Source organism: Bradyrhizobium sp. WBAH42 (assembly GCF_024585265.1).
GTDB lineage: Bacteria > Pseudomonadota > Alphaproteobacteria > Rhizobiales > Xanthobacteraceae > Bradyrhizobium.
On the sequence record NZ_CP036533.1, the window covers coordinates 3,354,474 to 3,379,868 of the forward strand.

The window sequence follows — 25,395 nt, forward strand, 5'->3', positions numbered from 1 at the left end:
CGCCTTCATGTCATTGACATCACACGGAATTGCATGTGGCGGCCGGCCCATCGCGCATGGCTGGCCGTTGCAGTCCCGGAACCGTTCCGACCTCGCAGCGTTTGTTGCGGAGCCTTTCCCGCGCTAGGCTCAGTCCAGGGGCTTCCCAACCACCAGTGGCTTGCCGATGAATCTGCTCGACCCACAAGGGCCCGTGGCTGCCGCCAACAGCACCATCCTGGTCGATTCCGTCTTCATCATGCTCGTGATCGTGGTGCCGACCATTTTCGCGATCCTGGCTTTTGCGTTCTGGTTTCGCGCCTCGAATCCGAGGGCGCGCTATCAGCCGGAGTTCGTCTATTCCGGCCGCGTCGAGATGGTGGTGTGGGCAATCCCGGCGCTCACGGTGATCCTGCTCGGCGGCGTCGCCTGGATCGGCTCGCACCAGCTCGATCCCGCAGCGCCCGTGCCCGGCACCGGCAGCCCGGTGCGGATCCAGGCCGTCTCGCTCGATTGGAAATGGCTCTTCATCTATCCGGACCAGCGCATCGCCACCGTCAACACGCTGACGGTGCCGACCGGCGCCGAGCTGAATTTCCAGCTGACATCTTCGAGCGTGATGAACACGTTCTTCATCCCGCAGCTCGGCAGCATGATCTACACCATGAACGGCATGGTGACGAAGCTGAACCTGCGCGCCGACAACGAAGGCAAGCTTCAGGGCCTGTCGGCACATTTCTCCGGCGACGGTTTCCCGGACATGATGTTCGACGTCCACGTGATCTCGCCGCTCGCCTTTCCGGACTGGGTGGCGAATACGGCGAAGTCGGATGCGGTGCTGAACGAGGACAGCTACAAGAAGCTGATGCAGCAGGGTGTCGAGCGGGGCCGGCCGACCTACCGCCTCGAAGACCCGCGCCTGTTCGATCTGATCGCGACCCAGCACATTCCGCCCGGGCCCGGGCCGGAGCTCGCGTCCGAAGCAGGCCGGTCGCACAGTGGAGGCCATGATGCTCGGTAAGCTCGATTGGTCGGCCATCCCGTTCGACCAGCCGATTCCGCTCGTCGCCGGCGCGGTGGTGCTGGTCGCCATCTTCGGCGTGCTGGCCTGGGTCGCCGTCAAGGGACATCTGCCCTATCTCTGGCACGAATGGATCACCAGCGTCGATCACAAGCGCATCGGCGTCATGTACATCCTGCTGGCATCGGTGATGCTGCTGCGCGGCGGCAGCGACGCCATCATGATGCGGATCCAGCAAGCGGTGGCCTATCAGTCGCAGGGCTATCTGCCGCCGGAGCACTACAACCAGATCTTCTCAGCGCACGGCACCATCATGATCTTCTTCGTGGCGATGCCGTTCGTGATCGGGCTGATGAACCTCGTCGTGCCGCTCCAGCTCGGCGTGCGCGACGTCGCCTTCCCGACGCTCAATTCGGTCGGCTTCTGGCTGACGGCGACCGGCGCGCTATTGGTCAATATCTCGCTCGTGGTCGGCGAGTTCGCGCGCACCGGCTGGCTCGCCTTTCCGCCGCTGTCGGAATTGTCCTACTCGCCCGGCGTCGGCGTCGATTATTACGCCTGGTCGCTGCAGATCTCCGGCGTCGGCACGCTGGTGGCCGGCATCAATCTCGTCACCACCGTGCTGAAGCTGCGTACCAGGGGCATGAACTACCTGCGCATGCCGATGTTCTGCTGGACCACGCTGGCCTCGAACCTCCTCATCGTCGCGGCGTTCCCGATCCTCACCGCGACGCTCGCGATGCTGCTGCTCGACCGCTATCTCGGCTTCCACTTCTTCACCAACGAGGCCGGCGGCAACGTCATGATGTTCATGAACCTGATCTGGGCCTGGGGCCATCCCGAGGTCTATATTTTGGTGCTGCCGGCCTTCGGCATCTTCTCCGAGGTGGTCTCGACCTTCTCCGGCAAGGCGCTGTTCGGCTACCGCTCCATGGTGCTTGCGACCATGGCGATCTGCGTCATCTCCTTCATGGTCTGGCTGCACCATTTCTTCACGATGGGGGCAGGGCCGAACGTCAACGCCATCTTCGGCATCGCCAGCATGATCATCGCGGTGCCGACCGGCGTGAAGATCTATAACTGGCTGTTCACGATGTATGGCGGCCGCATCCGCTTTGCGACACCGATGTTGTGGTCGGTCGGCTTCATGGTCACCTTCATCATCGGCGGATTGACGGGCGTCCTGGTCGCGGTGCCGCCGGCGGACTTCATGCTCCACAACAGCATGTTCCTGGTCGCGCATTTCCACAACGTCATCATCGGCGGCGTGCTGTTCGGCGCCTTCGCCGGCTTCGAATACTGGTTTCCGAAGGCGTTCGGTTTCCGCCTCGACGAGCGCTGGGGCAAGGCGGCGTTCTGGTTCACCTTCACGGGCTTCTACGTCACCTTCATGCCGCTCTATATCGTCGGCATGCTCGGCATGACCCGGCGCATGCAGCACTATGACGTCGCGGCCTGGCGGCCCTGGATGATCATCGCTGCACTCGGCATGGCCGTGCTGACGATGGGTGTGATCTGCCAGATCGTGCAGCTCGTGGTCAGCATCCGCAATCGCGAGGCGCTGCGCGACCGCACCGGCGATCCCTGGGACGGTCGCTCGCTGGAATGGGCGACCTCGTCGCCGCCGCCGGTGTTCAACTTCGCCTTCCATCCCGATGTTCGCGGTGAAGACGCCTATTGGGACATGAAGGTGCACGCCCGGCAGCAATCGTTCGAGCATGACGTGCCCGAATATCAGGACATCGAGATGCCGCGCAATTCTCCTACCGGCTTCGTCTGCGCGTTCTTCGCCACCATCATGGGCTTCGCCCTGATCTGGCACATCTGGTGGATGGTGATCCTGGGGGGGATCGGCGCGTTCGCGACCTTCGTCGTGTTCGCCTGGCGCGACCATGACGAGTACGTCATTCCGGCCGCGGAGGTCGCCGCGATCGACCGCGTCAATATCGAGGAACGGCGCAGCCTCGTCAGCATGGCGGGAGCGGTGTGATGGCGATGACAGCAACCGTCGGCCATGCGCACGCCGATCCCCATCACATCGGCGTCGTCATCGAGCATCCCGGGCCCGCGCCGAAGCGGATCGTGACCGCCTACGGCTTTTGGGTCTTCCTGCTCTCCGACATCGTGATGTTCTCCTGCTTCTTTGCGGCCTATGCGGTGCTATCAGGCCAGACCGCCGGCGGCCCCAAGGGCGCGGAGATCTTCGAGCAGAGGAACGTCGCGATCGAGACGGTCTGCCTGCTGCTGTCGAGCTTCACCTGCGGCATGGCCAGCATCGCCGCCGACGTGCGCAACCGGTTCTGGTTCTATCTCGGCATGAGCGTGACCTGCGTGCTCGGCCTCATCTTCCTGGTGATCGAGTTCCGCGAATTCGCCGACCTTGTCGGCCGTGGCTACGGCCCGTCACGCAGTGCGTTCCTGACCGCGTTCTTCTCGCTGGTTGGATGCCACGGCCTGCACGTCTCCGCCGGCGTGCTCTGGCTGCTCACCATGATGGCCCAGGTCTTCGCGAAAGGCTTTCGCGCCGACGTGCTGCGGCGGATGATGTGCTTTGCGCTGTTCTGGCACGCACTCGACATCATCTGGGTCGGGGTGTTCTCCGTCGTCTACCTGCTTGGGGGTGCTCCATGAGCGATCAGACGCATATTCCGGCCGGGCGCGACCTCGCACCGGGCGAGGAAGAGCAGCATAGCGTCGGTGAGCGGATCCTGGGTTATGTCGTCGGTCTTGTTCTGGCGCTGTTGCTCACGGCGACGTCGTTCTTCATCGCCGGCACCGACCTGGTCTGGCAGCCTTCGATTCCCGTCGCGCTGATCGTGCTTGCGATCGCGCAGATGGGCGTGCACCTCGTATTCTTCCTGCACATCACCACCGGCCCCGACAACACCAACAACGTGCTGGCGCTCGCCTTCGGGCTGCTGGTGGTGTTCCTGGTGGTGGGCGGGACGGTCTGGATCATGGCGCATCTCAACGCCAATATGCCGCCGATGGACCAGATCATGCGGACGCAGTGACAGACCCCGCACGAATCCCGCACAAAAAGGAAGAGCCGCTTGTGGTGACAAGCGGCCCAAGTCTAGGGAGGAAACGCCCGAGCAAAGACAATCCGATGAGGATCGTCTGCCAAGGAAACGCTCGCGCAAAGCGCGTGCGCACTTTGATAAGTGCCGCAACTCCCGATGAAGTTCAATTCCGGATCAATACGGTCTCGGACTACCACTCACGCGTGCGTGAAGGAAATGTTCACTTCGGCCGACGGCAATTGTAGGCCTTCCGAAAGCCGGCGGCCTGGGCGTCGTCCTCGGAGCAGAACCAGCGGTCCGGCTTGGTGGTCGCCGGGTAGCTCGGGCAGCCGCGCAGATGATAGATGCCGATATTGCCGGTGACGCGGGCGCGCACCGCGAGCTTGCCCTTGATGCTGCAGCTGGGTGGCATGGTCAGCTCCTCCGGAAACAGCACGGCGCGGATCTCCTTGTCGCGGTCGGGCCGGCAGGCGGCGCCCAGCAGTGCGCCGTCCTTCTTGCCGCTGCGGAAATCTTGCGGCGCAACAAAGCAGCCCTTCCAGATCCCGGCCGCCGCCGTCTTGGCCTCGTTGGCCGCCGGCTTCACGTTGGCCTTGATCGGCTCGCGTGCGAGGGCAAAGCCGAGCTTGATCAGCTGCTCGTTCAAGCTGGCCTTGTCGCCCTCGGCCGTGCAGATGGCGCGGTGGCGCTTGCCAAAACTCTTCTCGGGTCCGACATCGTCGCAGCGCACCGTCCGCTTGTTGACCAGCTTGGCCAGCTGATCGCGGGCCTCGATGCCGCAGGTCCAGGTATCGGCGTGATCATCGATGCAGACCTGGTCCAGCTCCGGCGCGTCGACGCCGTCGAGCCGGTAGGTGACGTCTCCGACCTGGATGGAGTTGCCGTCCCGGACCGTCGCGGCGCCGGTCAGCGCGGAAACCGGTCCGGACGAGGCCAGAAATCCGGACAAGGCGAGAAACGAAACGAGCGCAAAAGCGCGGGCGGCGGCAAAGAATTTCTGGAAGGACATACGGTCTCGCTATCGATGGCTCGTGCGCCCCGTTCCTAGCATCCGGATGTGGCGAGACCAATGGTCTGCGCCGCGCGAAGTGCGACATTCCCGCCCCGCAGCTTTACTCCGCCGTCGCTCTGCCCCTATCGTTTACCGGCCCTCGCGACGCGCGAAAGGCCGAATCGCCCGGTAAGCGGCGAGGGGGGAGGACAAGGTTGCGATGAAAGACCCCGTGGACGTCCTGATCATCGGCGCCGGCGCTTCGGGCGCGGCGGTGGCGTGGTCGCTGGCCGAGACCAAGATGCACATCCTCTGCCTGGAGCAGGGCGGCTGGATGAACCCGGCGGAATATCCCAGCACGGGCCGCGACTGGGAGGCCAAGTTCTACGGCGAATGGTCGTCGAGCCCGAATGTCCGTGGCCGGCCCGAGGACTATCCGATCAACGACGACAACTCTCCGATCAAGGTGGTAAACTACAACGCGGTCGGCGGCTCGACCGTGATGTACACCGCGCACTGGCCGCGGCTGCATCCCTCCGATTTCAAGGTGCAGACGCTGGACGGCGTCGCCGACGACTGGCCGATCGATTACGACGCGCTGACCCCGTTCTTCGAAGAGAACGACCGCATGATGGGGACGTCGGGCCTGTCAGGCGATCCGCTCTCGCCGCTGACGCATCCGCCAATGCCGCAGCAGCCGCTCGGCCTGTCCGGCGCCATCATCGCCAAGACCATGAACAAGCTCGGCTGGCATTGGTGGCCGTCGGACACCACGGTCGCGACGATGGACTATGAGGGGCGGGCGCGCTGCATCAATCTCGGCCATTGCACGCCGGCTTGCGCGCAAGGCGCAAAATCCTCGACCGACATCACCTATTGGCCGCATGCGATCCGCGCCGGCGTCGAGCTGCGCACCCATTGCCGGGTGCGCGAGATCACCACCGACGAGAACGGCATGGCCTCGGGCGTGGTCTATTATGACAAGGACGGCGTCGAGCAGTTTCAGCCTGCGCATGTCGTCATCATCGCCTGCAACGGCGTCGGCACGCCGCGGCTGCTGCTGAACTCGGCGTCCAGCCGCTTTCCGAACGGGCTTGCCAATTCTTCCGGCCTCGTCGGCAAGAACCTGATGTTCCATCCCTATGCGCAGATCTATGGCTATGTGAAGGAGCCGACCGACTCTAACCGCGCGCCGCCGACCTGCCTGTGGAGCAAGCAATGGTATGACACCGACCTGTCGCGCGGCTTCGTGCGCGGCTACGGCGTCCAGTTCGTGCGCGGAGCCGGGCCGGTGTTCGAGGCCGTCGTCAGCGAGCAGAAGGGCATTTTGCCCTGGGGCGAGGATCATCACCGCGTCTTCCGCAAGCTCAACGGCCACCGGCTTGGTTTCTCCGCAATCTGCGAGGATCTGCCCGAGGAGCACAATCGCGTCACGCTCGATCCGGTGCTGAAGGACAGTCACGGCATACCCGCGCCGAAGATCGACTACACGATCAGCGAGAACAGCCGGAAGATGATGGAGCATGCGCTGGCGCGCGGCCGGGAGTTTCTCGAAACGGCCGGCGCGACCGACATCTGCGTCAACTCGCCGATCCCCTGGGGCGGCTGGCATCTGCTCGGCACGGCGCGGATGGGCACCGACCCCGAGCGCTCCGTCGTCAACGAATGGGGCCGCTCGCACGACGTGAAGAACCTCTTCATCGTCGACGGCAGCATCTTCGTCACCTCCGGCGGCGTGAACCCGACCTCCACCATCCAGGCCCTCGCGCTGTACATCGCCGACCAGATGAAGCAGCGTCTCGCCAATTTGTTTGATTGAGGTTGTGATGTCCGCAGACAACCAACTGACACGCAGGCAACGCGACGATCTCCGCGCCATCGCCGCGATGATCATTCCTGCCAGCGAGGAGTACAAGGTGCCGGGCGCCGACGATCCAGCGATCCAGGCCGACATGCTGGCAACGCTCGGCCGCGACACCAAGTTGGTGGCGGCGGCACTGGATCATCTGGCGCGGCTCGCCGGAGCGCCGCTCGCCGAGCTTGATGCCGCCAGGCGCGATGCGGTGGCGCAGGAGTTTCGCAATAACGGCGTTGCCGCCGCAACGCTCGTCCGTGTCGTGCTGCAATGCTATTACCGCGATGACCGCGTGCTGGGCTCGCTGGGGCTCGAGCTGCGCGCGCCATTCCCCAAGGGACATGTGCTTCCGGACGGCGACTGGTCGCTGCTCGATCCGGTCAAGGCAAGAGGCGGCGCGCTGCGGCGGGCGCCCTAGCCATCTGGGCAGTCCGGCCCTGCGCCCCAGGCAGGCCACTTGCGCCGGCGGGAACAGGCCACCATTTGTGTGAGCCCCAAGGACTCTTGCCATGTTGGATTTCACCTCAGATATCGCCGATGACGCACCGTCATCGCGAACGACGGCGGCCGCCCCGGTCGATGACCGGGCGCTGCTCGACGCCTATTCCAATGCCGTGATCGACGTCACCGACCGGGTCGGCCCTGCGGTCGTGCGGGTCGAGACCGGGCCGAAAGTGCCTGATAGACGCGAGCGCGGCGGGCTCGGCTCGGGCATCGTGATCTCGCCGGACGGACTCGTCCTCACCAACAGCCATGTGGTCGGCACGTCGAAGGAGATCCGGCTGCGCGACGTCGAGGGCCATGTTGGCGACGCCCAGGTGCTCGGCGTTGATCCCGACACCGATCTTGCGCTGCTGCGCGCCAACGGCGTGCGCGATCTGCCCTATGCCGCGCTCGGCAATTCCAAGACGTTGCGGCGTGGCCAGCTCGTGATCGCGATCGGCAATCCGCTCGGCTTCGAATCCACCGTGACGGCCGGCGTGGTCTCGGCGCTCGGGCGCTCGATCCGCTCGGTGAGCGGGCGCACCATCGAGGACGTGATCCAGACCGATGCCGCGCTCAATCCCGGCAATTCCGGTGGGCCGCTGGTGTCGTCGCATGCCGAGGTGATCGGCATCAACACGGCGATCATCAACGGCGCGCAGGGCATCTGCTTTGCGGTTGCCAGCAACACCGCGCAATTCGTGCTGTCGGAGATCATCCGCCACGGCTATGTCCGTCGCGCCTATATCGGTGTCGCCGGGCAGACCGCACCGGTCCCGCGGCGGCACGCGGTGCTGGCCGGCGTCGAGAACAAGATGGGCGCGCTTCTGATGCAGATCGAGCCGGACGGCCCGGCAGCCAAGGCAGGCCTGTTGCCCGGCGACGTCGTGATCAGGCTCGACGGCGTCGAGATCAACGGGGTCGACGACCTGATCCGCGTGCTCGACCGCGACCGGATCGGTCGCCGACTCGCCATGGACGTGCTGCGGCTCGGCCGCCTGCGGACGATCGATATCGATCCCGTAGAGCGCAAGCCGGCGCGCTGAACTGTACTGAATCGCCCGGTCCAGCGATGATGCAGAAGGTGTGGCGAGCACGTGTCCACGATCTCGTCATTGCGAGCGAAGCGAAGCAATCCAGACTGTCTCCGCGGAAAGACTCTGGATTGCTTCGTCGCGAGGGCTCCTCGCAATGACGGTGGCGAGAGCTGTGCGCCTTTAACCGCTACTCCGCCGCCGCCGCAAAGCGGCTGTTCTCGAGCTCTGCTTCCAGCCGCGCCGTCTCGGCGGCCGCCAGCTTGATACTGGCTTCCTTGACATGCCCGAAGCCGCGGATGGTCTCCGGCACGCGCGCGAGCCGCGCCAGCAGCGGGATCTGCTCCGCCCTCAGCCCGGCGATCCAACGATCTATCATGGCAAAATAGTCCTCGATCAGCTTCCGCTCCGTCCGTCTCTCCTCGGTGCGGCCGAACGGGTCGAACGCGCCGCCGCGCAGGAATTTGAGTTTTGCCAGCACGCGGAAGGCGTGGATCATCCAGCTGCCGAACTCCTGCTTCTGCAGATGTCCGGTCACCTTGTCGCGCTTGGCGAAGATCGGCGGTGCCAAATGATACTTCAGCGTGAAATCGCCGTCGAATTTCTCCGACACTTTCTTGGCGAAGCTGCCGTCGGTGTAGAGCCGGGCGACCTCGTATTCGTCCTTGTAGGACATCAGCTTGAACAGGTTCTTGGCAACCGCTTCGGTGAGCTCGGTTGACGCGGGCGAAACCGCGCTCTCCGCCTTGCGCACCTTGGCGAGGGCTGCAAGGTAGCGGTCGGCATAGGCCTTGTCCTGATAGGAGGTCAGGAATTCCGCGCGCGTCGCGATGATGTCGTCGAGCGATTTGGTCGGCGCGGACGCGCGAGCCTTGAACTGGAGCACGCTGCGCACGCGCGACATGTCATGGGCGGCGAGGCGACCCCAGGTGAAGGCGAGCTTGTTCATCTCGATCGCGGCGCCGTTGATCTCGATGGCGCGGAGCAGGGCCTCCAGCGACAGCGGGATCGCGCCCTTCTGGAACGCGAAGCCGAGCATGAAGGGATTGGTCGCGATGGAATCGCCCATCAGCGCCGCGGCAATGCCTGTGGCGTCGATAATGTCGAGGTTGTTGTCGCCGATGGCGTCGCGCAGCACGGTCTGCATCGCGCCCATCTCGAAGTCGAGATCGGGGTTTTGCACGAAGCTCGCGGTCGGCTGCAGATCGGCGTTGATGTAGGCCTTGGTCACGCCGCGCTCGGCCCGGCTCAGCGCCGTCGTGCCGGCCGAGACGATCATGTCGCAGCCGAGGATGACGTCGGCGCCGCCCGTGGTGATGCGGACCGCGGAAATATCTTCCGGCCTCCGTGCGATGCGCACATGGCTCATCACCGCGCCGTTCTTCTGCGACAGGCCGGTGAAGTCGAGCGCCGAGCAGCCGCGGCCGTCGACATGGGCGGCCATGCCGAGGAGGGCACCGATGGTGATGACGCCGGTGCCGCCGATGCCGGTGACCAGGATGTTGTAGGGGCCGTCCAGCTCACGCGCCGGCGGCAGCGGCAGATCGGCGAACAGCTGGCCTGAATCCACAGCCGACGTCTTCATCCGCTTCAACGAACCGCCATGGATGGTGACGAAGCTCGGGCAAAAGCCCTCGACGCAGGAAAAGTCCTTGTTGCAGTTCGACTGGTCGATCTGGCGCTTGCGGCCGAATTCGGTTTCCAGCGGCTGCACCGAGACGCAGTTGGAGGCCTGCGAGCAATCGCCGCAGCCTTCGCAGACCAGCTCGTTGATGAAGGCGCGCTTGGCGGGATCGGGATAGAGCCCGCGCTTGCGGCGACGGCGCTTCTCGGCGGCGCAGGTCTGGTCGTAGATGATGACCGTGAGGCCCTTGATATCGCGCAGCTCGCGCTGCACGGCGTCGAGCTCGCGGCGGTGGTGGATGGTCGCGCCTTGCGGGAAGTAATTGCCTTGCGGATACTTGCTCGGATCGTCCGAGACGATCGCGAGCCGCTTGACGCCTTCGGCCCAGACCTGATGGGCGATCTGCGCGACGTTGAAGGCGCCTTCGGCCGGCTGGCCGCCGGTCATGGCGACGGCGTCGTTGTAGAGGATCTTGTAGGTGATGTTGATGCCGGCCGCGGAGGCGGCGCGCAGCGCCAGCAGGCCGGAATGGGTGTAGGTGCCGTCGCCGAGATTCTGAAAAATGTGCGTCTCGGTGGTGAAGGGCGATTGGCCGATCCAGTTCACGCCCTCGGCGCCCATATGCGAGATCAGATCGGTGCGGCGGGTCGGCATGCTCAGGGCCATGCCGTGGCAGCCGATGCCGGCCATGGCGCGGCTGCCCTCGGGCACGCGCGTCGAGGTGTTGTGCGGGCAGCCCGAGCAGAAGAACGGCGTGCGCGCGAGCTTGATCGGCGTGCTCGTCGTGACCGGATTGTCGAAGGCCTCGAGCCGGGCCAGGCGCTGCTCCAGCACCGGGCTGTGATGGCCGAGCTTGCGCAAGCGCGCCACCAGCGCGCCAGCGACGATGGTCGGCGTCAGCTCGCCCTCGCTCGGCAACAGCGGTGCGCCGCGCTCGTCGCGCTTGCCCGTCACGGTCGGGCGCTTCGACGCATCGACGTTGTAGAGGATGCGCATCAGCTGGTCTTCGATGAAGCCGCGCTTCTCCTCGACCACCAGCACGTCCTGCAGGCCCTCGGCGAAGCGCTTCGCGCCGCTTTCCTCCAGGGGCCAGGTCAGTGCGACCTTGTAGATGCGCAAGCCCAGGTCCTGCGCGTCCTTGTCGGTGATGCCCAGATCGGCGAGCGCCTGGCGCAGATCGAGATAGGCCTTGCCGGTCGCGACGATGCCGAGCCGTGCGGGCTTGGAATCGAGCACGATGCGGTCGAGCTGGTTGGCGCGGGCGAAGGCCTGCACGGCGGCCATCTTCGGCCCGAATAGGCGCTTCTCCGCCTCAAGCGGCGGATCGGGCCAGCGGATGTTGAGGCCGCCGGGCGGCATCTCGAAATCGTCGGGAAGCGCGATCCTGATGCGCTCCGGGTCGCTGTCGATCGAGGCCGAGCTCTCGACGGTCTCGCTGATCGCCTTGAAGCCGACCCAGCAGCCGGAGAAGCGCGACAGCGCAAAGCCGTAGAGGCCGAGGTCGAGATAGTCCTGCAGTGTCGCCGGATTGATGACGGGGATCAGCGCCGCCGCGAACACCTGCTCGCTCTGATGCGCCAGCGTCGAGGACTGGCAGCCATGGTCGTCGCCGGCGAGCGCGAGCACGCCGCCATTGCGCGAGGTGCCGGCGGCATTGGCATGCTTGAGCGCATCCACCGAGCGGTCCACGCCCGGGCCCTTGCCGTACCAGATGCCGAACACGCCATCGACCTTGGCGCCGGGAAACAGGCCGACCTGCTGGCTGCCCCAGACGGCGGTGGCCGCGAGATCCTCGTTGAGGCCGGGCACGAAGGCAATGTCGTGCTGCTGAAGGTGCGACTTCGCGCGCCACAGCGCGTGGTCGTACATGCCGAGCGGGGAACCGCGATAGCCCGAGATGAAGCCGCCGGTGTTGAGGCCCTGAAGCCGGTCGCGTTCGCGCTGCAACATGGGCAGGCGGACCAGGGCCTGCGTGCCGGACAGGAAGATCCGCTTCGATGCGAGCCGGTATTTGTCGTCCAGCTCGACCTGCAACAGCGTCATTTCGGAAGTCCTCGTCTCTTGGCTCGGCGTGGGGTTTGCGCTGCGGGAGGGAGTGCGGCTGCGCGATGCGAATTGTGACAGTCAAAAGGATGGGCCCGCGAAGTCAATATCGCTGGCCGCATCCGTGGCGCTCCTGCTAGTCATGGCTTGCACGCGGAGGAAAACATGATGGCGTTCGACACCGAGATCACTCAGACCGGCGGCGCCTTGGTCGGGCCGTGGCGCCGGCCGCGACAGATGCTGCAGGCGCAAACCTACGATGCGCATGCCTCGATCCATGACGACGCCACCGCGCAGAAGCTCGGCTTCAAGGGCGGGACGATCGAGGGCCCGACGCATTTCAGCCAGTTTGCCCCGCTTTGCGAGCGGCAATGGGGGCAGGTCTGGTTCGAAAGAGCTTGCCTTTCTGCCCACTATCGCAGCGTCTGCTACGAGGGTGAAGAGGTGCAGGCGATCCTGATGGCTTCTTCGGCTGAACAACCGGAGTGTCAAATTCAAATGGTCAAGCGGGACGGCACCGAGGTGCTGCGCGGCACGGCTTCCATCGTCGACAGCCCAACGGCTCTTGGTCTGCGTCTGCGCGAGCTTAAGCCGCTCGGCGACCCGGTGATCCTTCGCGACGTGCAAGTCGGTGTGACCGGCAAGCGGCAAACGGTGCGCATGGCGTTCGACCAGAACATGGGCGACCTCTATCCGTTCTCGCTTCGGCAGAAGCTCGCCGTCATCACCGAGCGCTCGCCGTACTATTCGGGCGCGGACAATCCGTGGGGCAAGCCGATCATCCCGATGGAGATGCTGAGCGTGCTGTTCCAGTACCGCTCCAAGGACGATCCGCTGCCGGCCAAGGGCCCGGCCGTCGGTCTGTTCGCCGACCAGGAGATCCGCCTGCTGAAGGGCCCACTCTTCGTCGACGAAGAATACGAAGTCGAGCGCGAGGTGGTCGCGCTCTCGGCCAGCCGCCGCACCGAAAGCGCCTGGGTCAAGACGCGCGTGTTCGACAAAGCGGGCACGATGGTCGCAACCATGCTGCTCAACGCGGCAACGCTGAAGGACTCTTATGCGCCGTATGAGGAGGAGTATCGGCGGCTGTATGGGGCAGGGCGGTAGCCTCTGCTCGTCATTCCGGGGCGCGCGTAGCGCGAACCCGGAATCCATTTCACCTCGCGTACCGCGGCCCGATGGATTCCGGGCTCGACGCTGACGCGTCGCCCCGGAATGACGGCGGAACGAGAGTCGTGGCCCGCTTATCCTTTAAGCAAATGCACGTCGCAAAGCCGTCGCACAGCGAATGAGCAGGCGCGGGCTCTTCCGATAACATTCTGATAGCGCAGAAAATTTCCTCGCGCGGTGCTCCGGACCGCAATTGTACACAATGGCACGGCGCTTGCAGAACTCCCGGCCAGGAGAGTTCTCGCGGGGCCGTCATGTTGAACTCAGCCAAGCCGACAAAGGGCGTCGTCAGCGCCGAGCCCGAGCCGATCACGCTCGACTGGCCCGCCACCGCGCTTCTCATCATCGACATGCAGCGGGATTTCATGGAGCCCGGCGGCTTCGGCGAGACGCTGGGCAACGACGTCAGCCAGCTCGCGCGCGCGGTGAAGCCGATCGGCGCGGTGCTGACGGCGGCGCGCGACAGCGGCATGTTGGTCATCCACACGCGCGAGGGCCATCTGCCCGATCTCTCCGACGCGCCGCCGGCGAAGGTCGAGCGCGGCGCGCCGAGCCTTCGCATCGGCGATCCCGGTCCGATGGGGCGCATCCTCATTCGCGGCGAGGCCGGCCACGACATCATTCCCGAGCTCTATCCGCTCGACAGCGAAATCGTGATCGACAAGCCCGGCAAGGGGGCATTCTACGCGACCGAGCTCGGCGAGGTCCTGGAGAAATACGGCATCGAGAATTTGCTCGTGTGCGGCGTCACCACGGAAGTGTGCGTCAACACCACGGTGCGCGAGGCTAATGACCGCGGCTATCGCTGCGTCGTCATCGCCGATGGCTGTGCGTCCTACTTCCCCGAGTTTCACGAGATAGGCCTGAAGATGATCAAGGCCCAGGGCGGCATCTTCGGCTGGGTCGCGGATTCAGCCGCAGTTTTGGAGGCGATGAAGATTTCGACCACATAGGGGGTACTATCATGAGCACATTGACGGGGACGGCTGGCAAGTCTGGATTCAAGCCGGCGCTATGGACATCGGGCGACTGGAACGCGTTTTTCGGCTTCGGCACCAACATCCTCGTCAACATGCTGGTGCTCACGGGCCTGTTGCGCTTCGTGCTGAAGATGCCCGATAGCCTCGTGTTCGGCCGCATCCTGCCCGCGCTGGGGCTGATGATGTGCCTGTCCACCTTCTATTACGCCTATCTCGCCTATCGCCTCGCCCAGAAGACCGGCCGCAAGGACGTCTGCGCGCTGCCGTCGGGCGTCAGCGTGCCGCACATGTTCATTGTCACCTTCGTGATCATGCTGCCGATCACGCTCAAGACCGGCGATCCGCTCAAGGGCTGGTCGGCGGGTCTCGTCTGGGTGTTCTTCCAGAGCTTTATCCTGATGATCGGCGGCTTTATCGCGCCGTTCATCCGCAAGATCACGCCCCGCGCGGCGCTGCTCGGCACGCTCGCCGGCGTTTCCGTCACCTTCATCTCGATGCGGCCGGCGCTCGAGATGTACATGACGCCGCAGATCGGCCTCGTCTGCTTCGCCATCATCCTGCTGAGCTGGTTCGGCGGCGTGAAATACTGGCGCGGCATTCCCGCGGGCCTCATCGCCATCGCGGCCGGCATGATCATCGCCTGGGGCTCGAACCTGTTCGGGCTCGGCCTCGGCGGCCTGAGCATCGCGGGTGTCGGCGCGGCCTTTGCCAATTTCGGCTTCTCGGTGCCGATCCCGGCGGTAGGCTACGTCTTCTCCGGCTTCGAGTTCCTCGGCATCATCCTGGTCACCGCCATTCCGTTCGGCATCTACGACCTCGTCGAGGCCATGGACAATGTCGAGAGCGCGGAAGCGGCCGGCGACGACTATCCGACCACGCGCGTGCTCACCGCCGACGGCGTCGTCAGCCTGATCGGCTGCCTGATGGGCAATCCCTTCATCAACGCCGTCTATATCGGCCATCCCGGATGGAAGGCGATGGGCGGCCGCATCGGCTATTCGGCGGCGACCGGCATCATGGTGGTGGTGCTGTCCTGGTTCGGCATCATCTCGGTGCTGCTGGCGCTGGTGCCCGTCGTCGCGATCTCGCCGATCCTGCTCTACATCGGCATGCTGATCGGCGCGCAGGCGTTCCAGACCACGCCGGTCAAGCATGCGCCCGCGATCGTGCTGGCGCTGACGCCGCATTTGGCCGCCTGGGCCAAGCTCCAGATCGACACCATGCTGGGCTCGACCATGATGGCCGCGGCATCGGTTGGCGGGCTCGCCGCCGACAAGGCGGACGCGGTCAAGGCGGCCGCGATTGCCGCGCTGCCGCAGCAGGGCGTGTTCTATCACGGCCTCGAGGTGATGGGCGGCGGCTCCATTCTCGGCGGCCTCATCTTAGGTGCGATCGGCGTCTTCATTATCGAGCGCGATTTCGAGAAGGCCTCGGCGTTCGCGCTCGTCGGTGCGGTGCTGACTTACTTCGGCTTCATGCACGGCGAGGCCGTCGGTATTGGCGGCGGCTTTGGCGTGACGCCGGCGGTCGCGCTGGCCTACGCCGTGGTGGCCGCCGGCCTGTTCGCCGCCAGCAAGCTCGGCGCCAGCGAGCACTACGCCGCGCATCCTGAGATGTCGGCAGCGCCGGCGGAATAAGGCGAAATCGCAACAAGAGCGGCCGGGCGCCGAGGAGGCGTCCGGCCGCTTCATTTTTCATCCGCCCTTCACGGCCCCCGCAGTCAGCCCAGCCACGATCTGCCGCTGCGCCAGCACGGTGAGCAGCAGCACCGGGAAGGTCACGATCAGCGCGGCGGCGGCCAGCGGTCCCCAGCTGAGCTGGTCGAACGAGATCATGTTATAGACCGCAACTGGCAGGGTGCGGGTCTCGCGCCCGGCCAGCACGATGCCGAACACAAAGTTGTTCCAGGAGAAGATCACGGCGAGAATGAAAGCGACCGCGATGCCGGGCTTGGCAATCGGCAGCGCAACGTGGCGGAAGACCTGCCAGCGGCCGGCGCCATCGATCAGGGCGGCTTCCTCCAGCTCCATCGGCGTCGTCTCGAAATAGCCGATCATGATCCAGATCACGATCGGCACGGTGACGACGAGATGGATGATGATCTGCGGCACCAGCGTGCCGAGCAGGCCGAGCCACTGGAACAGCAGGAACAGCGGGATCAAATAGGATAGGCCGGGTGTGATGCGGGCGATCAGGATCACGATCGCGGATTTATGCGCGGCCATGCGCGCGATGCCGTAGCCGGCGGGGACGCCGACCAGCAGCGCCAGCGCGGTCGAGCTGCCGGTGACGATCAGACTGTTGATGAAATAGGTCAGGAAGCGGTTGGAGGCGAGCACGTCGGCATAGTTCTTCCAGGCGATGCGATCCGGAAAGAACACCGGCGGGTAGGCCGCATTGTCGACCTCGAACTTGAGTGACAGCGAGAGCATCCAGAGGAAGAACAGGATGGCCGGCGAGACGATGACGAGCACGGACAGCCACAGACCGATTTTGCCGATGATCTGACGGGGTGTCATGCGCCGCTCGCGATCTCGGTCCACAGCATGCGCTGGCGGGCGTAGAGCATCACCGCCGCGAGCAGGACGATCAGCAGGAAGAACACGACCGCGATGGCCGAGCCGTAGCCGAGGTCGTAATAGGTGAAGGCGACGCTGTAGAGATAAATGTTGATCGTCTCCGATGCCGAGCCCGGTCCACCTTGCGTGATCGCGAAGATGATGTCGAAGCTCTTCACCGCGTCGATCATGCGGATCATGCCGGCGATGAACAGGAACGGCATGATCAGCGGCAGGGTGATGAAGCGGAACACCTGCCAGAAGCTGGCGCCGTCGATCTGCGCGCTCTCGTAAGGCTCGGTCGGGATCGCGGCGAGGCCGCCGAGCACGATCAGCATCACCAGCGGCGTCCACTGCCAGGTCTCGACCAGCACCAGCGAGGGAATCACGGTCGCGGGATGAAAGACCCAGAGCTGCGCAGGAATCCCGACCAGCGACAGCAGGTAATTGAGCACACCGAGCTGCGGGTGGAACATCATGGTCCAGACCAGTGCGATCGCAACGGGCGTCGCCATCATCGGCATGATGAAGATGCCGCGCAGAAATCCGCGGCCGGCGAAGTTCTGGTGAAACACCACGGCAGAGAGTGTGCCGAGGATCAGCGGCAGCACCACCGACAGCACGGTGTAGACCAGCGTGTGGCCGACCGCCTCGAGAAACCGCGGATCGCTGGTCAGCCGCAGATAGTTGGAGAATCCGACGAAGGTGGTGGGCGAGCCGACCTTCCATTCGTTCAGGCTCATCCAGATGGTGAAGACCCACGGGAAGATAATGATGGCGAGCACGACGACCAGCGCCGGCACCACGAACGGCCAGTAGGATGGCGGCCGCAGCTCCTTCTCCGGCGCGGCCTCGGTCGAAGCCGCGGCCGGAGTCGATTGTGTCAACGCACTCACGCTTTTTCGCTACGCTCCAGGATCGGCCGGAACTGCTCGTGAGCCTTTTTCAGCTCTGCGGCGGGGTCGGTACCTGTGATGGTCGAGGTAATTGCGGCGCCGACAAGATCGCGGAATTCGGCGACCGGGATGATCACGGGCAGGCCGAGCTTGCTGATCTTGGCGGAATCGATCACCGATTGCAGCCATTCCTTGGGCATCTTCACGCCGCTCTGGATCTCGGGATCGTTCAGGATCGAGTTGCGGAACGGCACGCCGCCACCGGCCTGCAGCAGCCGCGCGCCCTGCTTCTTGGAGACCACCCATTGGCAGAGCAGATAGGCGGCTTCCTTGTTCTTGCTCGCCGCAGCAATGCCGATGCCGTCGCCATAGGTGGCCGAAAATTGCCCCTTCGGTCCGGCCGGCACGACGGTGTAGCCGACCTTGCCGGCGACACGCGAGGCGGCCGGATCCTCCAGCGGCGGCGCCCAGCCAACGCCGTCGATCCACATTGCCGAGCGGCCTTGCGTGAAAGACGCCATCGACTCCATCCAGTTAAAGCCGACGACGCCGGGCGGAGCGACCTTCGTCAGCAGCGTCTGGTAGATTTTTGTTGCCTCGATTGCTTCCGGACCGTCGGTCAGGATGTTGCCTTTGGCGTCGAGGAATTCGCCGCCGCAATTGAGGAAGAAGTTCGTCCACAACGTCATATTGGCATTGCGCAGGCCTCGTCCGACGAAGCCGAAGGTGCCTTCCTTGGGGTCGGTGAGCTTTTCGGCAGCCGCGATCATCTCGTCGAAGGTCTTGGGCACCGCGACGCCCTTTTTCGCGAACAGCTCCTTGTTGTAGTAGAGGATGAAGTAATCGACCGACCACGGCAAGGAGAGCATCTGGCCCTTGTCGTTCTTGGCGTATTGCAGCCCCGCGGCCGAGAAATCGCTTTCGACGAGATCCGGCGCGGTCAGCGTCGGGTCCTTCATGAACGGCGTGATGTCGGCGAGCCAGCCGGCTTTCTCGAACTGCCGCTTTTGCACGTGATAGCTGAGATGCACGACATCGAAGCTCGGCCGTCCCGAGGTGAGCTCGATCACGACCTTCTGGCGCTGCTGTTGCTCGGGGATCTGCTCGGACTCGACCTGGATGCCGGTGAGCTCGGTGAACTCCTTGATGTTCTTTTGCAGGTTGTCGCCGCGCGGACCCTTGGCGAGGATCACCTCCAGCTTGGTCCCGGCGTATTTCTTCCAGTTGACCTCGGCGCGGGCGGGCAGGCCGGTCAGGCTGAGCGCGCCGGCCGCGGCGGTGCCCTTGAGCAGGCTACGGCGCGAGATGTCGTAATTGGCCAATGTAGATCCTCCCTTTGATTCATATTCTTTGGGACGGATACTAGCGGCCGTACCACGCCTGCCTAGTCCTAATCTGCCATCAGGGACGTACGGCCGGCGTTTCCATCGGCAGGCCACGGGCCCGCGACATCAGGTAAAGTTCGAGCGCGACCAGCTCGGGTGAGCCGTAATCATAGGCCTGGGCGCGGACCCCGCTCATGCAGCTGCGCAACCGGCGCTCGATCGACCCCAGCGTCTGCCACTCCAGGCGGTAGAGCGGATAGCCGGTCGGCTGCGCTTGCGTGATCGGGGCGCCGGCGAGGCGCTTGTCGAAATTGTCGTCATGGCAATTGGTGCAGGCAAGGTTGAGTTGGCCTTCGCGCTGCATGAAGAGGTCGCGGCCCTGGTCGACGAATGGCTTGAGCTGCGGATCGTCGCCTGCGGTGATCGGAATGCCGCGTGACTCGTGGCCGACGAAGGCGGACAATGCGAGCAGGTCGCGGCTCTCGTAGGGCAGCGGCGTCGCCTGCTGGTGATTGGCGCGGCAGAGATTGATCCGCTGATCGAGCGTGATTGGGCGCCCCAGCGCCTTGTCGAAGGCGGGGTAGCGCGCCGCGACGCCCTTCATGCTGCTGCGCGCATCGCCATGACAGTCCGCGCAGGCCTTGTCGGCGGTGCCGATCGTCTTCTTCCACAGCTGCTCGCCGTCGAGCACGAACAACATGCCGGGATTGGCGGTGTCGTCATCCTGCATCGCGCGCGTGTCCGGACCCATGAACGAATAGCCGGAGCGGCGCGAATCCGACGGGATCTCTCCGGCGAGCAGGGCGGGGCCCGTGGCGAGCAATATCGCCGCCGCTATCGCACGCCAAGAGCTCATTCGACCGTGATCGATGCCGATGCGGTGGACGAATAGCCGTTGTCGCCGATCCACTCGAACTCGAACTTGCCGCTCTCCTTGGCGACCGTAAAGAACGACAAATATGGGTTCGCCGCGATCGCCGGAAACAGGTCGGCGCGAAAGATCTCGGCGCCGTTGTAGCGGCAGACGAAGCTCGTGATGATGTCGCGCGGCACGAGCTTGCCGTCCGCGGTATGGCGGAAGCCTGTTTCCATGATGTGCGAGGTCAGCGTGCGAATCTCGATGATCTCGCCGCGTTTGGCTTTCGAGGGAACGTTGATGAGAGCGGACATCAGTTCAGCTCCTCGGTGCATGCCGCCAGCGTCACGACGATTTCGGCGGCAACCTGCCAGAACGTGTCGTCTGACAGGCGCGCGATCGCGACGACCTTCTGGGTGTCGGCGAGCCGGATCCGGGTCGAGACCTGGGCTCGGCCGGAAGATGGGCCAAAATAGAAATTGCCGATGTTCGGCTGCGGGTTCTTTTCGTTGAAGACGTGGATGCTCTTGATGTAGTCGTCCGCCGTCATCGGGCTCGTCACGCTGACCGTCATCGGCACCGTGTTGCCGTTCTCGACCAGCGGCGGAATGTCGAGCTTGACCCGGCCGCTGCGAAGCTGTGCTTCGCCGACGACGTTGCGGATCGCGGTGTTGAGCATCGCCGGCGTCGCTTGAATCGGGCGCAGCGTTACGATTGGAATCGTCCCGGCGATTGTCACGCCTCCGGCGAGGTTCAAGAATTGTCGTCGCGTGGTTGGCATGAAACTAGTCCCGAAGCGTTGCAAGAAATGAGACGATGTCTTCGATCTCCGCAGCCGACAAGATTGGCTTCCCGGCAAAATTGCGTCCGATCCGAAAGAGGCCGTCGTTACGATAATAGGACGGCATGATGGTCTCCGGATTGAAGCGGGAGGCATCGACCAGTCGGAGCCGCAACTGGCTCACGGACCACCGGTTCCCGGCACCGCCGAGATCAGGCGCGAGGTCGCCCTGGAACCGCGTTTCCGGGAATGGGCCGGAATGGCAGAGGATGCAGGTCGTCGTGCGTGCGAGCACCAGCGCGCGCCCGCGCGCAGCATCGCCGGGTGAGCCTGTGAGCGAGTCGGGAATGCCGTCGCCGACGATTGTGTAGGGCACGAGCTCTTCGGCTTGGGTCGGCAAGGCGAGGGCGAGGCTTGCCACGATGAGCGCGGCGATCGCAGCTACCGGATAGGATGGCTGAGGTCGCCGCGAGCTCCACTTACCTCTCCCGCTTGCGGGAGAGATCGGCGCGCAGCGCCGGGTGAGGGCTCTTTCCATCATGGCCCTAGCCAAAGGTGTCCGCCGTGATGGTCTCAAACCAGCGCTCCGCTTCCGTGGCCTCGCGGGCGCGCAATTCGCGCGGTGCATCGACCGGGCTGGTGCCGCCCTCGACCTCGGCAAAGATGTCGCCGCGCGGCTGGTAGTGGCCGGCGAGCGAGAAGCCGTAGCCTGGCGCGACGACGTTGTAACAGACGCCGGTCAGGCGTGGCGTGTCCGGCGCGCGGCCGGCGAGGAGATTCACGATCGCGCTAGCGCAAGCCTTGCCTTGCGCGCTCGCAGCGGACGCCGATTTGGGAATGCCGCCGCCGAGGCAGGCATCGCCAACGACGTGGACGTTCGGAACGAGTTTTGACTCGAACGTGACGGGATCGATCGGGCACCAGCCCGTCGCGTCCACAACGCCTGCGACGCCGGCGATGCGCCCCGCGCGCTGCGGCGGGATGACGTTGGCGACATCAGGGGTGTAGTTGCCGAACTCGGTGACGATGGTTCGCGTCGTCGGATCGACCGAGGTGACGCGGCCGCCTTGCGACAGTGCGACGCGCTCGATCATGTCGCCATAGAGCTCCTTCCACGCCTTCTCGAACAGCCGCTGCTGCGAGAACGCGTCCTTGGCGTCGAGGATCAGAACTTTCGAGCGCGGCTTTCTCGACGTCAGGTAATGCGCGATCAGGCTCGCGCGCTCGTAAGGCGCTGGCGGGCACCGGGAAGGATTGGCCGGGATTGCAATGGCGACCGTGCCGCCGTCCCCCATCGCTTCCAATTGCCGGCGCAGCAAAAGAGTCTGAGCGCCCGCTTTCCAGGCGTGCGGCATCGTCTCCGACGCGGCCTCGTCGTAGCCGGGCAGGGCTTCGAGATGGAAGTCGATGCCGGGCGAGAGCACGAGGCGATCATAGCCAACCGTGGTGCCATCGCCCGTCGTCACACGGCTCGTTTGCGTGTCGATGCCCGCCGCAGCCTGGGTGACGATGCTGATCCCCCCGGCGGCAAGCTTGTCATAGCCGAACTGCTGCGCCTCGATCTCGCGCAGGCCCGCGATCACCTCGTTGCTGAAGGGGCAGGAGACGTAGGTCTTGTTCAGCTCGATCAGGGTGACCTGCAATTTTGCATCGGCGCGCTTGAGCGCGCGGGCGCAAGCCGCGCCGCCAAAGCCGCCGCCGACCACGACGACGCGCCCCGCCGATTGCGCGCGCAGGATCGAAGGTGCGGCGAGCGATGTGGCCGCGACGGCGATGCCGAGAACGGCATTCCGCCGCGTCACCGGCGCATTCATGAGACCTGTCCGGAAAATGCTGCGGCGGCCGGTATGGCCGCCGCGATTTGTCGTTTGAGCATGACCTTTTCGGAAAACCGCTCCACACTTTTCCTGATCATGCTTTACGCGAAGGTGATGTTCTGGTCGCGCAGCGGCACCTGGCGGATGCGCTTGCCGGTCGCGGCAAAGTACGCATTCAGCACCGCCGGGGCCGCGACGCCGATGGTCGGCTCGCCGACGCCGCCCCAGAATCCGCCGCTCGGCACCATCACCGTCTCCACCTTCGGCATCTCGTTGATGCGCATCGAATTGTAGGTGTCGAAGTTGGTCTGCTCGATCTTGCCGTCCTTCACCGTGCAGCCGCCGTAGAACAGCGCGGAGAGGCCATAGACGAAGGAGCCGGCGACCTGTCGCTCCACCTGCGCCGGATTGACGACGTAGCCGGGGTCGGTGGAGGCGACGATGCGATGCACCTTGATCTTGCTGCCGTCGGTCACCGAGATCTCGGCGGCGCCGGCGACATAGCTGCCGTAGCCCATGACCTGCGCGATGCCGCGATAGACGCCTTGCGGCGCCGGCGTGGTCCAGCCGATCTTCTCGGCAACCGCGTTGAGCACCGCAAGGTGCTTGGGGTGGTTGCCCATCAGCTTGCGGCGGAATTCGAGCGGGTCCTGGCCTGCGGCCTGGGCGAGCTCGTCCATGAAGCATTCCATGTAGATCGCGTTGTGATTGACGTTGACGCCGCGCCAGAAGCCGGGCGGGACGTGCGGGTTGCGCATCGCATGCTCGACCAGAAGGTTCGGCACCGAATAGCCGATCGCGGCTTCGCCGGATTGGGCGACGCCCTGGAATGCCGCGGGATCCATCCCGTTCTGCAACGCTTCGGGGCGGAGCGAGAACAGGATAGATTGCCCGGACAGGCGGTAGTGTAGGGCGATCAAATTGTTGTTGGCATCGAACGCGCCGGTCATCTTGCACTGGGTGATGGGGTGATACCTGCCGTGCGCCATGTCCTCTTCGCGCGACCACAACAGCTTGATCGGCGTGCCCGGCATTTGCTTGGCGATCATGACGGCCTGGCGGACATAGTCGGTCTGGCCGCGCCGGCCGAAGCCGCCGCCTGGCATCACCTTGTGCACGTCACACTTTTCGGCCGGCAGGCCGGACGCTTCCAGCACCGCTGCAAACGCCGCCTCGCCGTTCTGCGTGCCGCACCAGACCTCGCATTTGTCCGCGGTGTAGAGCGCGGTGGCGTTCATCGGCTCCATGGTGGCGTGGTTCTGGTAGGGATAGGCGTAGACAGCCTCGACCTTCTTGGCGGCACCGGCAATCGCAGCCTTGGCGTCGCCGTTCTTGTTGCCGACATAGGCCGGCTGCGAATTGTCGAGCCCCTCCGCCAGCCATTTCGCGATCGACTCGCTGGAAACCTTTGCGTTGTCGCCTTCGTCCCAGACGATCGGCAGCGCCTCGAGCGCGGTCTTGGCGTGCCACCAGGTGTCGGCGACGACGGCGACCGCGGTGTCGCCGACCTTGACGACCTTCTTGACGCCTTTCATGCCGGCGATCTTGGCTTCGTCGAAGCTCTTCAGCTTGCCGCCGAACACGGGGCAATCCTTGATCGCGGCGTTCAGCATGCCCGGCAGCTTGACATCGATGCCGTAGACCATCGCGCCGGTGGTCTTGTCGGCGGTGTCGAGCCGATTGACGCCCTTGCCGATCAGCTTCCAGTCTTTCGGATCCTTCAGCTTGACGTCCGCCGGCGGCGTCAGTTTCGCCGCAGCCTCGGCGACCTTGCCGTAGGTCGTGGTCCGGCCCGACGGCGTATGGGTGATGACACTGTTCTCGGCCTTGCATTCGGAGGCCGGCACTTTCCAGGCGTCGGCTGCGGCCTGGATCAGCATCACGCGCGCGGTGGCGCCGCCCTTGCGGACATAGTCTTGCGAGGAGCGGATGCCGCGGCTGCCGCCGGTGGAGAAATCACCCCACACGCGCTTGCGGGCGACGCTCTGGCCCGGCGTCGGATATTCGGTGGTGACCTTGGTCCAGTCGCATTCGAGCTCCTCGGCCACCAACTGGGCGAGGCCGGTCAGCGAGCCCTGGCCCATCTCCGAGCGGGCGATGCGAATCACCACGGTGTCGTCCGGCCTGACCACGACCCAGGCGCCGATCTCGGGCGAGCCGTCGGCCGCGCGGACCACGGCGGGGCCGCCGAAGGGGAGGTCGAGGCCGATGGCGAGGCCCGCACCGACCGCGGCCGTGCCAATGACGAAGGCGCGGCGATTGAGCCGCGGCGAGATATGCTTGTTCATGTGAGGATTTCCTTACGCGCTCGCGATCGTGTGGATCGCCTCGCGGACCTGCTGGAAGGTGCCGCAGCGGCAGATATTGGTGATGGCCTCGTCGATGTCGGCGTCGGTCGGCTTCGGCTTCTCGTTCAAGAGCGCGGCCACCGCCATGATCATGCCGCTCTGGCAATAGCCGCATTGCGGCACGTCCTGGGCGATCCAGGCCTCCTGCACCTTGTGCAGCGCATTGCCCAAGGCGAGCCCCTCGATAGTGGTGATCTTCTTGCCCTCGGCCTCGCTGACCGAGATCCCGCAGGAGCGCATCGCGACGCCGTCGAGGTGAACCGTGCAGGCGCCGCATTGTGCAATGCCGCAACCATATTTAGTGCCGGTCAGGCCGGCATTCTCGCGGATCGCCCAGAGCAGCGGCGTATCCGGCTCGACGTCGAGCGTGAAGGTTTTTCCGTTGATTGTTAGGTTTGCCATCGCAAGTCCCCTGATTGGCCCAATCCACCGATTGAACTCAGGGGCGCAATGTGTCCGGCAAACTGGAACGGTTCAAATCAACAGTCCGAGGGGTGGCGGGGACGCATGGCCGTGTCGCTCTGGCGTATGGACCGGGACGCCGTTTTGGCTCATCCCTTCGCAATCGATTCGGGTTGACGCCTTATTCCGAGGGCGTCAATCCGTGGCTT

General features: G+C 64.8%; 22 protein-coding genes. 10 read left to right on the forward strand and 12 right to left on the reverse strand.

Annotation, left to right across the window (positions count from 1 at the left end; genetic code table 11):
* Positions 1–193 precede the first annotated feature (193 nt).
* Genes DCG74_RS15710 through cyoD form a run of 4 tightly spaced genes read left to right on the forward strand, consistent with a single transcriptional unit; the run spans position 194 to position 4,014 of the window.
* Positions 194–1,000: a cytochrome ubiquinol oxidase subunit II gene (locus tag DCG74_RS15710; protein ID WP_257187577.1), complete on the forward strand. Its 807-nt coding sequence runs from the start codon at positions 194–196 to the stop codon at positions 998–1,000.
* Positions 990–2,990: a cytochrome o ubiquinol oxidase subunit I gene (gene cyoB, locus DCG74_RS15715; RefSeq protein ID WP_172783871.1), complete on the forward strand. Its 2,001-nt coding sequence runs from the start codon at positions 990–992 to the stop codon at positions 2,988–2,990. Before DCG74_RS15710 ends, cyoB begins: the two co-directional genes overlap by 11 nt.
* Positions 2,990–3,631 (forward strand): cytochrome (ubi)quinol oxidase subunit III, encoded by a 642-nt coding sequence (locus DCG74_RS15720; protein WP_172783872.1) that lies wholly within the window; start codon positions 2,990–2,992, stop codon positions 3,629–3,631. The genes cyoB and DCG74_RS15720 overlap by 1 nt, the downstream gene beginning before the upstream one ends.
* Positions 3,628–4,014: a cytochrome o ubiquinol oxidase subunit IV gene (gene cyoD / locus DCG74_RS15725; RefSeq protein WP_172783873.1), complete on the forward strand. Its 387-nt coding sequence runs from the start codon at positions 3,628–3,630 to the stop codon at positions 4,012–4,014. The genes DCG74_RS15720 and cyoD overlap by 4 nt, the downstream gene beginning before the upstream one ends.
* Before the next feature lie 229 nt (positions 4,015–4,243).
* Here cyoD and DCG74_RS15730 read toward each other — a convergent pair whose 3' ends face one another.
* A complete protein-coding gene (locus DCG74_RS15730; RefSeq protein WP_172783874.1) occupies positions 4,244–5,032 on the reverse strand; it encodes a thermonuclease family protein in 789 nt (262 codons plus the stop codon).
* A 202-nt stretch (positions 5,033–5,234) separates the two neighbouring features.
* Here DCG74_RS15730 and DCG74_RS15735 point away from each other — a divergent pair, with 202 nt between their 5' ends.
* The 3 genes from DCG74_RS15735 (at position 5,235) to DCG74_RS15745 (ending at position 8,398) form a co-directional block, all read left to right on the forward strand.
* The gene (locus tag DCG74_RS15735; protein WP_172783875.1) at positions 5,235–6,833 is read left to right on the forward strand and encodes a GMC family oxidoreductase; all 1,599 of its coding nucleotides are present in this window, start codon (positions 5,235–5,237) and stop codon (positions 6,831–6,833) included.
* 7 nt (positions 6,834–6,840) lie between these two features.
* Positions 6,841–7,287 carry a hypothetical protein gene (locus tag DCG74_RS15740; protein ID WP_172783876.1) on the forward strand — a complete coding sequence of 149 codons (447 nt, stop codon included), beginning with the start codon at positions 6,841–6,843 and terminating at the stop codon, positions 7,285–7,287.
* A 91-nt stretch (positions 7,288–7,378) separates the two neighbouring features.
* Positions 7,379–8,398 (forward strand): S1C family serine protease, encoded by a 1,020-nt coding sequence (locus tag DCG74_RS15745; protein WP_172783877.1) that lies wholly within the window; start codon positions 7,379–7,381, stop codon positions 8,396–8,398.
* Positions 8,399–8,576: 178 nt separating this feature from the next.
* Here the strand turns inward: DCG74_RS15745 and DCG74_RS15750 are convergent, their stop codons facing one another.
* Positions 8,577–12,053, reverse strand: a complete 3,477-nt coding sequence (locus DCG74_RS15750; RefSeq protein WP_172783878.1) for an indolepyruvate ferredoxin oxidoreductase family protein — start codon at positions 12,051–12,053, stop codon at positions 8,577–8,579.
* 165 nt (positions 12,054–12,218) lie between these two features.
* Here DCG74_RS15750 and DCG74_RS15755 point away from each other — a divergent pair, with 165 nt between their 5' ends.
* From DCG74_RS15755 to DCG74_RS15765, 3 genes are all read left to right on the forward strand, one after another.
* Positions 12,219–13,160 carry a hypothetical protein gene (locus tag DCG74_RS15755; RefSeq protein ID WP_172783879.1) on the forward strand — a complete coding sequence of 314 codons (942 nt, stop codon included), beginning with the start codon at positions 12,219–12,221 and terminating at the stop codon, positions 13,158–13,160.
* 317 nt (positions 13,161–13,477) lie between these two features.
* Complete coding sequence (locus DCG74_RS15760) at positions 13,478–14,176, forward strand: cysteine hydrolase family protein (RefSeq protein WP_172783880.1); 699 nt, start codon at positions 13,478–13,480, stop codon at positions 14,174–14,176.
* Positions 14,177–14,187: 11 nt separating this feature from the next.
* On the forward strand, positions 14,188–15,840 hold the full coding sequence (locus DCG74_RS15765; protein WP_172783881.1) for a regulator: 1,653 nt from the start codon (positions 14,188–14,190) through the stop codon (positions 15,838–15,840).
* A gap of 57 nt (positions 15,841–15,897) precedes the next feature.
* On the opposite strand, the gene DCG74_RS15770 is transcribed toward DCG74_RS15765, so the two are convergent.
* From DCG74_RS15770 to DCG74_RS15815, 10 genes are all read right to left on the reverse strand, one after another.
* A complete protein-coding gene (locus DCG74_RS15770) occupies positions 15,898–16,722 on the reverse strand; it encodes a carbohydrate ABC transporter permease (protein ID WP_172783882.1) in 825 nt (274 codons plus the stop codon).
* Positions 16,719–17,657 carry a carbohydrate ABC transporter permease gene (locus tag DCG74_RS15775; protein WP_172783883.1) on the reverse strand — a complete coding sequence of 313 codons (939 nt, stop codon included), beginning with the start codon at positions 17,655–17,657 and terminating at the stop codon, positions 16,719–16,721. The genes DCG74_RS15770 and DCG74_RS15775 overlap by 4 nt, the downstream gene beginning before the upstream one ends.
* A complete protein-coding gene (locus DCG74_RS15780) occupies positions 17,654–18,979 on the reverse strand; it encodes an ABC transporter substrate-binding protein (protein ID WP_172783884.1) in 1,326 nt (441 codons plus the stop codon). Before DCG74_RS15780 ends, DCG74_RS15775 begins: the two co-directional genes overlap by 4 nt.
* A 79-nt stretch (positions 18,980–19,058) precedes the next feature.
* The gene (soxA, locus tag DCG74_RS15785; protein ID WP_172783885.1) at positions 19,059–19,838 is read right to left on the reverse strand and encodes a sulfur oxidation c-type cytochrome SoxA; all 780 of its coding nucleotides are present in this window, start codon (positions 19,836–19,838) and stop codon (positions 19,059–19,061) included.
* Entirely contained in the window at positions 19,835–20,152 is a 318-nt protein-coding gene (gene soxZ, locus DCG74_RS15790; RefSeq protein ID WP_172783886.1) for a thiosulfate oxidation carrier complex protein SoxZ, read from the reverse strand. Before soxZ ends, soxA begins: the two co-directional genes overlap by 4 nt.
* Entirely contained in the window at positions 20,152–20,619 is a 468-nt protein-coding gene (locus DCG74_RS15795) for a SoxY-related AACIE arm protein (protein WP_172783887.1), read from the reverse strand. The genes soxZ and DCG74_RS15795 overlap by 1 nt, the downstream gene beginning before the upstream one ends.
* A gap of 4 nt (positions 20,620–20,623) precedes the next feature.
* Positions 20,624–21,040, reverse strand: coding sequence for a sulfur oxidation c-type cytochrome SoxX (soxX, locus tag DCG74_RS15800; RefSeq protein ID WP_257187578.1), 417 nt, complete (start codon positions 21,038–21,040; stop codon positions 20,624–20,626).
* Positions 21,041–21,164: 124 nt separating this feature from the next.
* A complete protein-coding gene (locus DCG74_RS15805) occupies positions 21,165–22,433 on the reverse strand; it encodes an NAD(P)/FAD-dependent oxidoreductase (RefSeq protein ID WP_172783888.1) in 1,269 nt (422 codons plus the stop codon).
* A 104-nt stretch (positions 22,434–22,537) separates the two neighbouring features.
* Positions 22,538–24,724, reverse strand: coding sequence for a xanthine dehydrogenase family protein molybdopterin-binding subunit (locus DCG74_RS15810; RefSeq protein ID WP_172783889.1), 2,187 nt, complete (start codon positions 24,722–24,724; stop codon positions 22,538–22,540).
* Positions 24,725–24,736: 12 nt separating this feature from the next.
* Complete coding sequence (locus DCG74_RS15815; protein ID WP_172783890.1) at positions 24,737–25,186, reverse strand: (2Fe-2S)-binding protein; 450 nt, start codon at positions 25,184–25,186, stop codon at positions 24,737–24,739.
* Positions 25,187–25,395: the final 209 nt, after the last annotated feature.

What these genes read in the sequence shown, in the direction of transcription:
- DCG74_RS15740 (WP_172783876.1), top strand. Translation starts at nt 6,841, where the DNA reads ATGTCCGCAGACAACCAACTGACACGCAGGCAACGCGACGATCTCCGC.
- soxZ (WP_172783886.1), bottom strand. Translation starts at nt 20,152, where the DNA reads ATGTCCGCTCTCATCAACGTTCCCTCGAAAGCCAAACGCGGCGAGATC.
- DCG74_RS15760 (WP_172783880.1), top strand. Translation starts at nt 13,478, where the DNA reads ATGTTGAACTCAGCCAAGCCGACAAAGGGCGTCGTCAGCGCCGAGCCC.
- cyoD (WP_172783873.1), top strand. Translation starts at nt 3,628, where the DNA reads ATGAGCGATCAGACGCATATTCCGGCCGGGCGCGACCTCGCACCGGGC.
- soxA (WP_172783885.1), bottom strand. Translation starts at nt 19,838, where the DNA reads ATGAGCTCTTGGCGTGCGATAGCGGCGGCGATATTGCTCGCCACGGGC.
- DCG74_RS15745 (WP_172783877.1), top strand. Translation starts at nt 7,379, where the DNA reads ATGTTGGATTTCACCTCAGATATCGCCGATGACGCACCGTCATCGCGA.
- DCG74_RS15810 (WP_172783889.1), bottom strand. Translation starts at nt 24,724, where the DNA reads ATGAACAAGCATATCTCGCCGCGGCTCAATCGCCGCGCCTTCGTCATT.
- DCG74_RS15755 (WP_172783879.1), top strand. Translation starts at nt 12,219, where the DNA reads ATGATGGCGTTCGACACCGAGATCACTCAGACCGGCGGCGCCTTGGTC.
- DCG74_RS15795 (WP_172783887.1), bottom strand. Translation starts at nt 20,619, where the DNA reads ATGCCAACCACGCGACGACAATTCTTGAACCTCGCCGGAGGCGTGACA.
- DCG74_RS15750 (WP_172783878.1), bottom strand. Translation starts at nt 12,053, where the DNA reads ATGACGCTGTTGCAGGTCGAGCTGGACGACAAATACCGGCTCGCATCG.
- DCG74_RS15765 (WP_172783881.1), top strand. Translation starts at nt 14,188, where the DNA reads ATGAGCACATTGACGGGGACGGCTGGCAAGTCTGGATTCAAGCCGGCG.
- cyoB (WP_172783871.1), top strand. Translation starts at nt 990, where the DNA reads ATGCTCGGTAAGCTCGATTGGTCGGCCATCCCGTTCGACCAGCCGATT.
- DCG74_RS15730 (WP_172783874.1), bottom strand. Translation starts at nt 5,032, where the DNA reads ATGTCCTTCCAGAAATTCTTTGCCGCCGCCCGCGCTTTTGCGCTCGTT.
- DCG74_RS15815 (WP_172783890.1), bottom strand. Translation starts at nt 25,186, where the DNA reads ATGGCAAACCTAACAATCAACGGAAAAACCTTCACGCTCGACGTCGAG.
- DCG74_RS15805 (WP_172783888.1), bottom strand. Translation starts at nt 22,433, where the DNA reads ATGAATGCGCCGGTGACGCGGCGGAATGCCGTTCTCGGCATCGCCGTC.
- DCG74_RS15720 (WP_172783872.1), top strand. Translation starts at nt 2,990, where the DNA reads ATGGCGATGACAGCAACCGTCGGCCATGCGCACGCCGATCCCCATCAC.
- DCG74_RS15735 (WP_172783875.1), top strand. Translation starts at nt 5,235, where the DNA reads ATGAAAGACCCCGTGGACGTCCTGATCATCGGCGCCGGCGCTTCGGGC.
- DCG74_RS15770 (WP_172783882.1), bottom strand. Translation starts at nt 16,722, where the DNA reads ATGACACCCCGTCAGATCATCGGCAAAATCGGTCTGTGGCTGTCCGTG.